General features: G+C 60.6%; 12 protein-coding genes. 5 read left to right on the top strand and 7 right to left on the bottom strand.

Annotated features, from left to right (window positions below):
- Positions 1–9: 9 nt before the first annotated feature.
- Positions 10–600: a TetR/AcrR family transcriptional regulator gene (locus tag AC1RO0_RS10695; RefSeq protein ID WP_498592867.1), complete on the top strand. Its 591-nt coding sequence runs from the start codon at positions 10–12 to the stop codon at positions 598–600.
- 89 nt (positions 601–689) lie between these two features.
- Here AC1RO0_RS10695 and AC1RO0_RS10690 read toward each other — a convergent pair whose 3' ends face one another.
- From AC1RO0_RS10690 to AC1RO0_RS10665, 6 genes are all read right to left on the bottom strand, one after another.
- Positions 690–2,144, bottom strand: a complete 1,455-nt coding sequence (locus AC1RO0_RS10690) for an NAD-dependent succinate-semialdehyde dehydrogenase (RefSeq protein WP_498592866.1) — start codon at positions 2,142–2,144, stop codon at positions 690–692.
- A gap of 20 nt (positions 2,145–2,164) precedes the next feature.
- The gene (locus AC1RO0_RS10685) at positions 2,165–3,208 is read right to left on the bottom strand and encodes a tartrate dehydrogenase (RefSeq protein ID WP_498592865.1); all 1,044 of its coding nucleotides are present in this window, start codon (positions 3,206–3,208) and stop codon (positions 2,165–2,167) included.
- A gap of 9 nt (positions 3,209–3,217) precedes the next feature.
- The gene (locus AC1RO0_RS10680) at positions 3,218–4,681 is read right to left on the bottom strand and encodes an aldehyde dehydrogenase family protein (RefSeq protein ID WP_498592864.1); all 1,464 of its coding nucleotides are present in this window, start codon (positions 4,679–4,681) and stop codon (positions 3,218–3,220) included.
- 157 nt (positions 4,682–4,838) lie between these two features.
- The gene (locus AC1RO0_RS10675) at positions 4,839–5,192 is read right to left on the bottom strand and encodes a cupin domain-containing protein (protein WP_498592863.1); all 354 of its coding nucleotides are present in this window, start codon (positions 5,190–5,192) and stop codon (positions 4,839–4,841) included.
- 22 nt (positions 5,193–5,214) lie between these two features.
- Positions 5,215–6,138 carry a 2-hydroxyacid dehydrogenase gene (locus tag AC1RO0_RS10670; RefSeq protein WP_498592862.1) on the bottom strand — a complete coding sequence of 308 codons (924 nt, stop codon included), beginning with the start codon at positions 6,136–6,138 and terminating at the stop codon, positions 5,215–5,217.
- A gap of 129 nt (positions 6,139–6,267) precedes the next feature.
- Complete coding sequence (locus AC1RO0_RS10665) at positions 6,268–7,596, bottom strand: NAD(P)/FAD-dependent oxidoreductase (protein WP_498592861.1); 1,329 nt, start codon at positions 7,594–7,596, stop codon at positions 6,268–6,270.
- A 276-nt stretch (positions 7,597–7,872) separates the two neighbouring features.
- Between AC1RO0_RS10665 and AC1RO0_RS10660 the strand changes: the two genes are divergently transcribed.
- The 3 genes from AC1RO0_RS10660 to AC1RO0_RS10650 all read left to right on the top strand — a co-directional run bounded on the left by AC1RO0_RS10660 (position 7,873) and on the right by AC1RO0_RS10650 (position 9,924).
- Complete coding sequence (locus AC1RO0_RS10660; protein WP_498592860.1) at positions 7,873–8,772, top strand: GNAT family N-acetyltransferase; 900 nt, start codon at positions 7,873–7,875, stop codon at positions 8,770–8,772.
- 103 nt (positions 8,773–8,875) lie between these two features.
- Positions 8,876–9,403: a DUF992 domain-containing protein gene (locus AC1RO0_RS10655; RefSeq protein ID WP_498592859.1), complete on the top strand. Its 528-nt coding sequence runs from the start codon at positions 8,876–8,878 to the stop codon at positions 9,401–9,403.
- A 275-nt stretch (positions 9,404–9,678) separates the two neighbouring features.
- The gene (locus AC1RO0_RS10650) at positions 9,679–9,924 is read left to right on the top strand and encodes a helix-turn-helix domain-containing protein (RefSeq protein ID WP_183689307.1); all 246 of its coding nucleotides are present in this window, start codon (positions 9,679–9,681) and stop codon (positions 9,922–9,924) included.
- A 125-nt stretch (positions 9,925–10,049) separates the two neighbouring features.
- Here AC1RO0_RS10650 and AC1RO0_RS10645 read toward each other — a convergent pair whose 3' ends face one another.
- Entirely contained in the window at positions 10,050–10,793 is a 744-nt protein-coding gene (locus AC1RO0_RS10645) for an IclR family transcriptional regulator (protein WP_498592858.1), read from the bottom strand.
- Positions 10,794–11,103: 310 nt separating this feature from the next.
- On the opposite strand from AC1RO0_RS10645, the gene AC1RO0_RS10640 reads away from it, so the two are divergent.
- A complete protein-coding gene (locus AC1RO0_RS10640; RefSeq protein ID WP_498592857.1) occupies positions 11,104–11,640 on the top strand; it encodes a DUF982 domain-containing protein in 537 nt (178 codons plus the stop codon).
- Positions 11,641–12,536 lie beyond the last annotated feature (896 nt).

Raw genomic sequence — 12,536 nt, 5'->3', positions numbered from 1 at the left:
GAGGGCAAGATGGCCAAACGACGTGTCGAGACGATGGAGGAGAACCGCGCCAAGCTGATAGCGGCCGCACGAAAGGCCTTCGCCGAAAAAGGGTATTCGGCTGCCTCGATGGACGAATTGACTGCCGAAGTCGGTCTAACGCGAGGTGCGCTCTACCATAATTTCGGTGACAAGCGCGGGCTTCTGGCGGCGGTTGTCGATCAGATCGACTCGGAAATGGCGTCGCGCGCCCAAGAGGTCGGCGTTCTCGCAGGCGATGATTGGAAGGGTCTGCTTGCCGAAGGCGCGGCCTATATCGAGATGGCGCTTGTTCCGGAGGTCCAGCGCATCGTTCTGCTCGATGGGCCGGCGGTATTGGGCGATCCGTCGAAATGGCCCAGTCAAAGCAGCTGCCTTCAGGCAACCAAGCGGACAGTGGAGCGTCTTATCGCCCAAGAGGCCCTCAAGCCGGTCGACGCGGAGGCGGCCGCCCGACTTCTCAGCGGCGCCGCGCTCAATGCAGCTCTCTGGGTCGCTGCCAGCGACGATCCGCAGTATGTGCTGCCTAGGGCTATCGAGACCTTTCACGCTTTGGCCTCTGGCCTTCTTATGAAGGCGTGAATCTTGACGGCGAGGAAGCCGCCAAGATGTCCATGCTGCAAATCAGTTAGGGCGCGGCTTTCGCCGGCGCCCCTTCTTCTTCTGATATCTCAGGCAAGCCCACCGATGTGGAAGGTCTTGATTTCGAGATATTCGTCGATGCCGAGTTGAGAGCCTTCGCGTCCAAGCCCGGATTGCTTGACGCCGCCGAAGGGGGCGACTTCGGTGGAAATGGCGCCGGTATTCAGGCCAACCATGCCAAATTCCAGCGCTTCGCCAACCGCCCAGGAACGCTTGAGGCTTTCGGTGTAGAAATAGGCGGCCAGTCCGAACGGCGTGCCGTTGGCAATGGCGATGGCCTCGACATCAGTCTTGAAACGGAAGAGCGGTGCGACCGGCCCGAAGGTCTCTTCGCTGGCAAGCAGCATGTCCGTGGTCGCGCCTGAGAGCACGACCGGGGCGGCATATTGACGGCCTTCCGGCAGGTTCGGCGCCTTGGCGATGATCTTCGCGCCCTTTTCGACGGCGTCGCTGACGTGGCGTTCGATCTTGTCGATGGCAGCCGCATTGATCATCGGGCCGATATCGACACCCGATTGTGTGCCGGGGCCGACCTTCATGACGGAAACGCGAGCCGCAAGCTTTTCGGCAAAGGTGTCATAGACGCCGTCCTGCACCAGGATACGGTTGGAGCAGACGCAGGTCTGGCCGCCATTGCGGAATTTGGAGGCGATGGCGCCTTCGACGGCGAGATCGAGATCCGCATCGTCAAAGACGATAAAAGGCGCGTTGCCGCCAAGTTCGAGGCTGAGCCGCTTGATGTTGTCGGCTGCGCCGCGCATCAGGAGTGCGCCGACTCGGGTCGAGCCGGTAAAGGAAATCTTGCGCACCGTTTCGTTGTGCATCAACTCGTTGCCGATTTCGGTCGGCATGCCGGTGACGATATTGATGACGCCGGCGGGAATGCCGGCGCGTTCGGCCAGAACGCCAAGCGCCAGCGCCGAATAGGGCGTGAAATCGGATGGCTTGATGACGACCGTGCAGCCGGCGGCAAGCGCGGGAGCCACCTTGCGGGTGATCATCGCATTCGGAAAGTTCCAGGGCGTGATGATACCGCAGACGCCGACCGGCTGCTTGAGGACGACGATGCGCCGGTCGCGGGTCGGCGAGGGGATGGTCGTGCCGTTGATGCGGCGGGCTTCCTCGGCGAACCATTTGACGAAGGAGGCGCCGTAGCGGATTTCGCCGCAGGCCTCGGCGAGCGGCTTACCCTGCTCGGTCGTCAGGATCAGGCCGAGATCATCGCAATTCTCGATCATCAGATCGTACCAGGCTTCAAGCAGCAAGGCACGCTCGGCATGGGTCTTCTCGCGCCAGGCCGGGAAGGCGGCATTGGCGGCGTCAATGGCGGCGCGAGTTTCCGCTCCGTCCATATCGGGAACGGTGCCGATCACAGCCTGCGTGGCCGGGTCGATGACATCGACGGTCTTGCCGGAGGCGGCATCGCGCCAGGTTCCACCGATCAGGCCTTGTTGGCGAAACAGGCTCTTGTCCTTGAGGTCCATTAGTGTCGCTTCCTTGTCGTTCAGGCGAGTGCGTTCAGCACAGCATAGGTGATTGCGTCTGTCTTGTCCTTGCCGGGAACCGTACCGATACCGGCCTCGGTCGCGGCGGAGATGGCATGCATGATCTCGGCCGCGGCAGCCCTTTCGCCGAGATGATCGAGCATCATGGCGGCCGACCAGATCGCGGCGATCGGGTTAGCAATGCCAAGATGGGCGATATCGGGCGCCGAGCCGTGCACCGGCTCGAACATCGACGGCGCGCTGCGGTCAGGGTTGAGGTTGGCGGAGGCGGCGAAGCCGAGGCCACCCTGAATGGCAGCACCAAGGTCGGTCAGGATATCGCCGAACAGATTGGAGGCGACAATGACGTCGAGGCTTTCCGGCGCCATCACCATGCGCGCCGCCATGGCGTCGATATGGTAATTCGTGACGCTTACATCGGGATATTCGGCGGCCAGCCGCGCGGTCATCTCGTCCCAGAAGACCATGGAATATTTCTGCGCATTCGACTTGGTGACGGAGGCAAGCTTACCGCTCCGCGAGCGGGCCTGCTCGAAACCGAAGCGCAGGATGCGCTCCACGCCCGCCCTGGTGAAGATCGATGTCTCGACGGCGACTTCGTTTGCCGTACCCTGATGCACGCGCCCGCCGGCACCTGAATATTCACCCTCGGTATTCTCGCGAATGCAGACGATGTCGAAGTCGCGCGCCTTCAGCGGTCCTTCGACACCCGGCAACAGCCGATGTGGCCGGATATTGGCATATTGCTCGAAGGCCTTGCGGATTGGCAGCAGCAGGCCGTGCAGCGAAACGGAATCTGGGACTTCCGCCGGCCAGCCGACCGCGCCGAGCAGGATGGCGTCGAAACCGCGCAGCGTCGCAATGCCGTCAGCCGGCATCATCGCGCCCGTTTCCTTGTAGTAGGCGCAGGACCAGGGGAAGCTGGTCGGCTGAAGTCCGAAGCCCGCCTTGGCGGCCACTTTCTCCAAGACCTGCCATGCGGCGGCGATGACGTCCGTGCCGATGCCGTCTCCGGGGATGAGAGCGATTTTATAGATCTTCATGTCAGGTCCTCAAATGTTGATCAGCACGGACTTGCTGCGACGATTGGCGAGATAGGCGTCGCGGCCGAGGTCCTTGCCGATGCCGGAGCTTTTGTAGCCGCCGGTCGGCAGAATATGGTCGCGCGAGCGCCCGTAGCGGTTGACCCAGATGGTTCCCGCCTGGAGTTGGCGCGTGATGCGAACGGCGCGGGAAAGATCGCGCGTGAACAGCCCCGCTGCAAGCCCGTATGTCGGATGATCGGCAAGCAAAAGCGCCTCTTCCTCCGTCTCGAAGGTTTGAAGCGTCAGGACCGGCCCAAAAATCTCCTCGGTGACGGCCGGCGATGCCTGGTCGACGCCGGCGAGCAGTGTCGGGGCATAGAAATAGCCCGACCGGTCGAGCCGCGAGCCGCCGGTCAAGCATTCCGCACCGGCGTCGATAGCAGCCTGCACGAGGCTATCGATCCGGCCGATCTGACGCTCCGAGATGATCGGCGAATATTGGCTGTTCTCGTCCCAGGTCGGGCCGGGCTTGATATTGCGCATATGCCGCAAGATCGCTTCCGCCAGAGGCTCGGCAATCGAGCGCTCTGCGATCAGCCGCGAGCCCGCGACGCAAGCCTGGCCGGCATTGGATAGGATATTGCGAGCGATCGCCTCGGCAGCCAGATCGAGATCGGCGTCGGCAAAGACGACCTGCGGGCTCTTGCCGCCCAGTTCCAGCGTCATCGGTTTTACGCCGGTGCGGGCGATGTTCTCCATGATCGCCGAACCAGCGCCTGTGGAACCGGTGAAGCTGATCTTGCCGATGCCGGGATGGCCGGTGATGGCAGCACCCGTGGTCGGGCCATCGCCAAGCACGATGTTGATCAGGCCGGCGGGAATGCCGGCGCGCACCGACAGCTCCGCCATATAGAGCGTCGAGAACGGCGTCATCTCGGAGGGTTTGAGCACGATGGCGTTGCCGGCCGCAAGTGCTGGGCCGATCTTCCAGCCGGCCATGGAAATCGGGAAATTCCAGGGTGTGATCGCACCCACGACCCCATAGGGTTCGGTCATGATCATGCCGAGGCTGTTGCCGTCGGTCGGTACGAGGTCGCTGCCTTCCTTGTCGGCGAATTCGGCGAAGAAGCGGATCTGTTCGGCGGTAATCGCGACGTCGCCGGCGATAAGCTGTCCGATCGGGCGGGTCGAAGACACCGCCTCCAGGCGCGCCAGCTTCACGGCCTCCTCTTCCATAAGGTCGGCCCACCGCACCAGGGCCTTGGTCCGCTCACGCGGCCGAAGGGTCGCCCAGCCGCTCGTCTTCAACGCCTTGCTCGCGGCTTCGACGGCCTGATCGACGATATCCTTTCCGGCGATCGGACAATCGGCAAAGATCGCTCCATCCGAAGGGCGACGCATGGCCATTTCGCCGCGTGCCTCCACATAGCGGCCGTCGATGAAGTGTCCGCCTGGAAGTTCGAGCGAATCTGGGTCGAAACTGAGGGTCATGGCTGTTCCTTGCCGCCGGGTCGCCCAAGCCTATCGTCTGCGTGCTGGCAGTTTCCATCGAGTCCTTGCAATGTCGCGATGGAATATCCCGTTTGCCCTTGGTGTTTCAGCGCAAGATTCGGCGCCTCGAAGACCAGGAGGTCCACGAGGCCCATCATCACGTGACCGTTACGTAGATCTTGCGGACAGTCTCTATCGTCCGCCATACACCCTTGTAGCCCGGCTTCATGACGAAGCTGTCGCCTGCGCGATAGGTTACCGGTGCGCAGCCTTCCTCGGTCAATTCGATGACACCCTGAAGGATATGGCAGAATTCGAAGGTCTCACCCTTGATAGAATGGTTTTCGCCCGGGGTCGCTTCCCATACGCCGGTATTGATCATCCCGTCTCGGGCGCTGTCTTGCGCCCAGGTCTTGAAGGATGGATCTCCCGAGATCAGCCGTTCCGGCAGGGCCTTGGACTGCTTCGGCTCGAAGGACGGCGCGGGATCGATGGTTTTCAGCAGGGACATGGGATTCCTTTCGCGATGATGATCAGTAGCCGCGGCTGCGGTCGACAAGACCGATCGGGTCAAGTCCGGCCTCGTGGCGGCGAATATTGGTGATGACTGTCTGTGCCGCCGTTTCCGGCTGCGTGGCGCTGGCAATGTGCGGCGTCAGGATGATCCTGGGGTGGCGCCACAGCGGGTGGTCGAACGGCAGCGGTTCCGGATCGGTGACGTCGAGAACCGCGCCGCTAAGGTGGCCGCTATCGAGTGCATCGATAAGGGCTGCTGCATCGAGCTGCTGGCCGCGGCCGGCATGTACGAGGCTGGCGCCTTGCGGCAAGGCCTTGAAGAGATCGGCATTCAGGATGCCCTGCGTTTCGGACGTCAGCGGTAGCAGGCAGACGAGAATATCGACCTGCACCAAGAATTCCGGCAGCTGGTCCATGCCGTGATGGCAGGCAACGCCTTCGACGGCACGCGGCGAGCGGCTCCATCCGGAAAGTGGAAAGCCGAACAGGCGCAGGCGCTCGAGGGCGGCAAGACCGAGATTGCCGAGGCCGAGCACGCCGACGCGCCGATCGGGCGCCTGACGAACCGGCCGAACGGTCCATTTCTCCGCGCGTTGCTGCTCGATATAGCCTGGCAGATCGCGATGCAGCGCGAGCACGCCGAGCGTCACATATTCCTGCATCATCCTGGCAATACCGTCCTCCACCATGCGGACGAGCTTTACGTTCTCGGGCAGTGTGGCAAGCGGGAACTGATCGACGCCGGCGCCGATCGAAAACAGGATTTCGAGGTTGCGATAGCGGGCGAGGTCGGCCGGCGCCGTCCAGGTGATCAGATATTTGACCGTTTCCGGATCAGCGCTGGTCGCATCGGTGATGAAGGGGAGTGAGGGCAGTTCGCGCGCAAAGGCGGCTGCGAAAATCTTCGCCCGTTCCGCATCGGAGTTGAATAGAAACGCCATGGATTCCCTTGTACTTGCTGAGGGTATTCTGCCGGGTTCGCCACAGCAGGATACGTCGAAGTGGACTTGATCGACCGCATGTCGATCCGATTTTGTCTATTCAGACGGCGTTGATCGCTCTAGCAGGCATCACAACATTCCCGGCTTTCCGAGATCAGTCCCGTCGATCATGCGTTCATAGCGGAAGGGCGTTGGATCGACGGAGGGCTTGTCGCCGCGAATAAGATCGGCGGCGAGCATGCCGGCCCCAGGCCCGATCCCGAAACCGTGACCGCTATAGCCCGCCGAAACGAACAGGCCCGGACGCGATGCGATCGAGGAAATCACCGGTATGGCATCCGGGGTGGAATCCACGATGCCGCCCCAGCTTTGCGCCGGGCGAATGCCGGCAAGAGCGGGATAGGTCGACACCAGCCGGTCGATACCGCGGTTGACCAGATGGGCGTCCGGCTGCGGATCGAGCGTACGAATGCGTTCGAAGGGTGAGATGCCATCCGCCTTCCAGCGGGCGATCGCTTCCGGACCTTCGAAAAACGGACGTCCGAAGGCGTAGGTCAGGCCCTTTCGCCTGATCTGAAAGGTGCGCCAGAATTCGCGCGACTGCAGCAGGCCGTAGGGCGTGATCTGCAATTGGCCAAGACCGCTCAGGCCGACGCTATAGCCGCCATCGAGCCGGCGGCGCATCGTTACGTCTTCCATCGCGATGCCACCTTCCGTCACGGCTGGCGCAGAGGTGGTGTAGAACGAGGTGGATTTGACGCTTGCCTGCAAGAAGCGGATGCCGTGATGGCGAAGGAACATGCCACTCCAGGCGCCGCCGGCAACGAGAACGGCGGAGGTGCGGATACTACCCTTTTCCGTGACGACGCCGCTGATGCGCCCGGCTTCCGTTTCCAGCTCGCGGACAGCGCAATTCTGGAGAATGACGACGCCGAGCCGCTGGGCGGCTCGCGCCAAGGCGGGTACGGCAAGCTCAGGTTCTGCTCGTCCATCGGTTGGGGAATAGACGCCGCCGTTCCAGCGACGGCTGTTGCCGGGCAGCATCTTGGCGCATTCGCTCTCCGTCAGCATTCGCGTGTCGACACCGAAGCCCCTGGCGATGACGCCCCATCGCTCCCAGGTGTCGATGCTGGCCTTCTGCGTCGAAGCATAGATGAGGCCGGTACGGCGAAAGCCGGTCTCCTCGCCGAGTTCCGAATTGAGCTTTTCCCATCGGCGCAGGGCAAGCTGTGCCAGCGGCAGTTCCCGCGGATCGCGGTTCTGCTGGCGGCACCAGCCCCAGTTGCGGCTCGATTGCTCGCCGGCGATCACGCCCTTTTCGATGAGAACGACCGACGTGCCGCGCCTGGCAAGCTCATAGGCCGCCGCGACACCGGCCATGCCGCCGCCGAGCACGACGACATCGGCCGAGTTCGGAAGGTCGTGGTTGCTGGCGACGCGGCCGACGGGAGGAGACATCGATGAATCTCTGGAGCAAGGGGAAGGAGCGTATTCCCAGGAGAAGGAAACTTTCCCAAGAATAAGGCAGGGGCCGTCTCCTGTCTGCCGAAAGCTTTGCGGCTTTGGTGGAATCTTCTGATTTTACCGTAGTTTCAAGCGCATTCTGTTGCGCGGCCGCGGCTACAACCGAAGTTGGGTATCATTGCCCGCGAAAATTCGAAAGCCTATTCATCCAGATGCCCAGCGGGTGTTTGAGCGCATCGGGGAACGCGGTTGGCGGGAGGGGAGACAGTTATGGCGAAATCTAGCTCGATCCAACTGGATTCCTTCGAACTGACCATGGGCGATATCAAGGACGCCGATCTCGATGCCCTGCATGCGCTGTCCCTGTCGGTCGGCTGGCCGCATCGTGCCGAGGACTGGCAGATCGTTCGCGACATGGGACGGGGTATCGTAGCGCATGATGCCATCGGCCGCGTGCTCGGCTCGGCCATGTGGTTCGATTTCGCGCCTGATTTCACCACCTTTGGCATGGTGATCACCTCACCGAGATTGCAGACGCTGGGAACCGGCCGTTGGATGATGGAGCATGTCATTGCACAGACCGGTTCGCGGGCGCTCGGCCTCAGTGCGACCCGCTCCGCCAAGCGGCTCTACGACTCGTTCGGGTTTCGGACCGAGGGGATCGTCTATCAATGCAACGGCGAGGCGATCGCTCCGCCCGTGGAGCCCTTGCCGTCGGGCACGCTGTTGCGATCGCTCGATGAAACCGATCTTGCCGAAATCACGGCTCTGGATCTGGCCGCCTACGGGGCGGATCGTACGCCCATTCTTGCGCGCCTTCTGAGCGTTTCAAAGGGTGTGGCGCTCGTCCGGAGCGGCCGAATAATCGCCTTTTCGCTGTGCCGCCGATTCGGGCGCGGTCATGTGATCGGCCCCGTTGTGGCCGCAAGCGACGAGGAGGCGATCACAGTGACGCGACCGCATGTGGTCGAGCATGCAGGCAGCTTCCTGCGGATTGACACCCGTCAGCAGACCGGTGCCTTTCCCCGTTTCATCATGCAATCGGGACTGCCAATCTACGACACCGTTACCAGCATGTCGCTGCGGCGCTGCTGGCTGCGCGGTGACGGCGCTCCGCCCGCCGACGGGTTGCCGCTGACCTACGGTCTGGCCAGCCAGGCGCTCGGATAGCGATCGCGTACTGGAGCCTTAGTGCCAGGAAAATCCTCCCCGGTTCGAACGAACTCCTCTTCAGCGCGTTGACTGAGGTGCGAATGCCCAAGGAGGAAACCTCATGAAAAACTTTGCTCTCGCTGTCGCTGCCATTTCACTGGCTCTCGGTGTCCCCACCGCCGATGCCCAAACGATGCATCGGTCACACAAGCAACCCCATAAGGAACAGGCCGCGGCTGGGCCGAAGGAACGTCTCGGCACGTTATCCTGCCAGATTGCCGGGGGTGTCGGAATGGTGATCGGCTCCAACAAATCGGTCGATTGCCTGTTCAAGCGGCGAGCCGGACCGGCTGAACGCTACGTCGGATCCATCGGCAAGCTCGGTCTCGATATCGGCATTACGGGCAAGTCCTATCTAAGCTGGGTGGTCTACAGCACCCAGGCAACCCGCGCCGGAGAGGGCGCTTTGGCCGGAAGTTATGTCGGTGCGTCGGCAGGCGCCTCGGTCGGCCTCGGTCTGGGCGCAAACGCGCTTGTCGGCGGGAATTTGAAAAACTTCGGCCTGCAGCCGTTGAGCGGCGAAGCGGGAACGGGGCTTAACGTTGCCGCCGGCGTATCGAGGCTGCAATTGCGTACCGCCACGAGATAAGCTGGGAAATCCCCTTCGCCGCGTGCCATGGGAGTGTGCGCGGCGAAGGCAAGCAAGGCGGAATGGCTGCCGTCTGGGCATGCCGATAAATCGGAAAATCCGGCCCTCGAACCGGGTGGATCGTACCGATTAACTTCGGCACTTGTTTGCTAAGGATCTATGACTATATTGGCCGGGCGCTCGGCCGTGTCTGTTTAGGTCGAGATTGCTCATGGCTGCATAGCTGCCTTCACCCGGCAATTTGGCTTGCCGGTGGACTTTGGAAGGAGAAATTCATGTCCATTACTCCCAGCAACCTCAATAGTTCGAAAGCTTCCGTGGTTCCCCATTCTGAAATCGGCGCCGCCGTCAGGCGTTCCCGCGAGGCCATCGGCTATACGATCGCCGATCTCTCAGAGACCTGTGGCCTTACCCAAGACGAGATTTCCGAGATCGAGCTTGGTGCTGATGCAGATCCGGCAAAACTTCGGCGGCTCGCGGCTGCATTGCAGGTTGCGCCATCGACCTTTCTGGTCATGTGAAAACGGGGCGCACCCAAATGGGTGCGCCACCCCTGACCGCTGAACGATCGTCTTTGATACTATTGCGAGTTTTCAAAACATCTCCTGTACCTCGAGCGCCTGCAATCGGCGGTCAAAAGGCAGGGTCAGATAGCATTTCCCCGCCGCGTCAGTTCCGACTTTATCTGATCGAGAAGATTGCCGATCATCTGTTTGAGTTCATCCGTTGCCATGCTTTCAGGGTAGGAGATGGCGACGCCGATGATCTCGCCGCTCTCAGGATCGCGCAAGGCGATGCCTTGAGAGGAAACACCGTGCTGTGTTTCGTTGGAGGCGGAAGAGCGTCCTGTCGTTCGGATTCCCTGGATACGTTCCAGAAGGGCGTCGTGGTCGAGTGGACTGTTCGGCGACACGAAGGGCAGGGGATCCGGTACACGGTGGCGCCACTCCCGGTCGCTCAGCAACGCCAGCATGGCGCGACCGCTTGATGTCGCATGCAAGGGCATGCGATGGCCTGGCACGGCCGCGATCGCCAGGGGGCTGGAGCCGCGAACGATCCTGAGGGCGACCATCTGTGTACCGTCGAATACCGAAATGTATCCCGTGTGGCCGCCGATTCTGCAGATGTCTTCCAGGCGTTTCTGGAGCATATCCAGAAAATCATGATTGGAGCGGCAGATCTGTCCGAGTTCGAAGAGCCGAATGCCGGGGGAATAGAGCCTACGTGTCGGTTCGAACTCCAGGATTCCACTCTCCCGCAAGCTGCGCATAACACGGGAAATCGTTGCCTTCGGACGTCCAACTCTCCGTGTCAGTTCGGCTTGGGTCAGCGCCGGTTCTTCCAGCGAAAAGCAAGCCAGAACAGCGACTGCATCCTCAAGGGAGCTCATTTCAATACTCTTCAATGCCGATGACTTACTGTTCCACTATTGGAACTCGATGTCAAATATGAGACTGGCGCTGGACTTCACAACCAGAAACACGTATAAATATGATGATCTGGAGATAAGCCTAACAATTCGGCACATACCAATCGATGACTTTTATTGGTATTATGTCTGTCAAGAAGCGCCGGCTGGCCCTAATTGGGCCATGAGAATTGTTTTAGTGCGACTGGAATTATTAGTGAAGCACTGTATCGCGGCTGTGCAGGTCCGTTAGCTAGGCGGGTTTGGTAGGCAATTGTTAGGAAATATTGGCATGTGGCAGAATAATAAGAGCCTTCGCGCCGACATCGATCTCGGCGGCACTTTTACAGATTCCATCCCAGTCGACATCTCCCAATCCGCAGCGCATATGCAAGCATGTCTGGCAACAACAAAAGATCCCTTGCTTGGTGGCTCCGATAAGTTCGTCGGGGATGCAAGAATTGCAACCTCCGGCGGCAATGACGTCGCTCTTGGCGCGGGTATCGAAAAAAAGATAGAGAAGCTCGGTCGGGTGACCGCCAAGCGCTTTCGAGAGATGCTGGAAAGCGGCAACGACCCGGCGGCTGCCAATCTTCCAGGCTTTGCGCCAGTCCAAATTGAGATCCTGGGCGGCGGATATTACGTCGTCGATACCGTCGAAAAAGCAGTCGAATGTCTCACAGGCCAATGGCATGGCCTCAAAGGAGACGCCTTCGAGGCGGCACTTCAGGCCTGTATCGATGGGATCAATCATCGGGTTTCACCGGAAGAGGTCCGCCAAGCCTTTATTAAGGCCGTCAGCGACGCAGGTATCCGCATCATCCTCTGACATCTAGGAATTCCGCCGGTCGCTGACGGGTCGCCGCAGATGGCCGATGCCGTCACTTTGTCCATTTTTCAATATTCGTCCGCTCAAGCAGATGACGGATACTGTCGTCTTTGCCGAAGGTGGAGGTCCGACCATCGCTCCGAGCCATTAGCCGGACCTCCTGCCATCGCAATTTGGCGGTTGCGACAGCGGCACAGATGTGTACCGCTTATGGCGGACAGTCCATGCGGGAAACGACAGCAGAGGTCTGATTGCGCACGGCGGATCGAATCGTGCCGGGTGAAAGGTCAGACGTGCTGGGCGAGCACTGGGGCATAACTCCATCCGTCTTATCCGATATCGCGTCGAACCGGGTTTATGCGGTTGCCGATCTATATCGGCATTCGCGCCACGGACCGGCACCTCGCGCGGATCATCCGCAAGCAGAAAAACCGTTAAGTTTAGCGACCTTGTTCGTTGGAAGGTTCCGCTGGCTGAGTGACGGAGGGGAGGCTCAACGACCCAATTGAGTGGTCCGCCCCGTTGAGCCTCCAGCTGCCACGAATCTCAATCTGCAGCAGCAGGACAAACCTGACGATTGCGGCAAAACCGGTCTATTTGAAAAGCGACAGAACGAGCCCAATGACGCCAGTACTTGGGCTTATGACTGCAGGCAGCCGGTATGGAGATGAGTTCTGTGTTGGTCGAAGACGCATGCCTGCTTTGTGTTGGTAGCCACCGCCTGGCGGCGCGTCAGAATCGGCAACATCATATCAGCGCTACCGCATCTGCGAACGAAGTCGCGCATCGTCACTGATATTGCCAACTCCAAACCGATGCTTCGCGGTATTTTTCAATACGAATTACGACATGCTTATACATGGAAAGCTTACATATCGGAAATATATATGAGTACC

Source organism: Rhizobium sp. GW821-FHT14E12 (assembly GCF_058803745.1).
This window is presented reverse-complemented; position numbering and strand designations above follow the sequence as displayed.

Bases quoted from the DNA above. Each gene is read 5' to 3' on its own strand.
- AC1RO0_RS10695 (WP_498592867.1), top strand. From the start codon at position 10: ATGGCCAAACGACGTGTCGAGACGATGGAGGAGAACCGCGCCAAGCTG.
- AC1RO0_RS10690 (WP_498592866.1), bottom strand. From the start codon at position 2,144: ATGGACCTCAAGGACAAGAGCCTGTTTCGCCAACAAGGCCTGATCGGT.
- AC1RO0_RS10685 (WP_498592865.1), bottom strand. From the start codon at position 3,208: ATGAAGATCTATAAAATCGCTCTCATCCCCGGAGACGGCATCGGCACG.
- AC1RO0_RS10680 (WP_498592864.1), bottom strand. From the start codon at position 4,681: ATGACCCTCAGTTTCGACCCAGATTCGCTCGAACTTCCAGGCGGACAC.
- AC1RO0_RS10675 (WP_498592863.1), bottom strand. From the start codon at position 5,192: ATGTCCCTGCTGAAAACCATCGATCCCGCGCCGTCCTTCGAGCCGAAG.
- AC1RO0_RS10670 (WP_498592862.1), bottom strand. From the start codon at position 6,138: ATGGCGTTTCTATTCAACTCCGATGCGGAACGGGCGAAGATTTTCGCA.
- AC1RO0_RS10665 (WP_498592861.1), bottom strand. From the start codon at position 7,596: ATGTCTCCTCCCGTCGGCCGCGTCGCCAGCAACCACGACCTTCCGAAC.
- AC1RO0_RS10660 (WP_498592860.1), top strand. From the start codon at position 7,873: ATGGCGAAATCTAGCTCGATCCAACTGGATTCCTTCGAACTGACCATG.
- AC1RO0_RS10655 (WP_498592859.1), top strand. From the start codon at position 8,876: ATGAAAAACTTTGCTCTCGCTGTCGCTGCCATTTCACTGGCTCTCGGT.
- AC1RO0_RS10650 (WP_183689307.1), top strand. From the start codon at position 9,679: ATGTCCATTACTCCCAGCAACCTCAATAGTTCGAAAGCTTCCGTGGTT.
- AC1RO0_RS10645 (WP_498592858.1), bottom strand. From the start codon at position 10,793: ATGAGCTCCCTTGAGGATGCAGTCGCTGTTCTGGCTTGCTTTTCGCTG.
- AC1RO0_RS10640 (WP_498592857.1), top strand. From the start codon at position 11,104: ATGTGGCAGAATAATAAGAGCCTTCGCGCCGACATCGATCTCGGCGGC.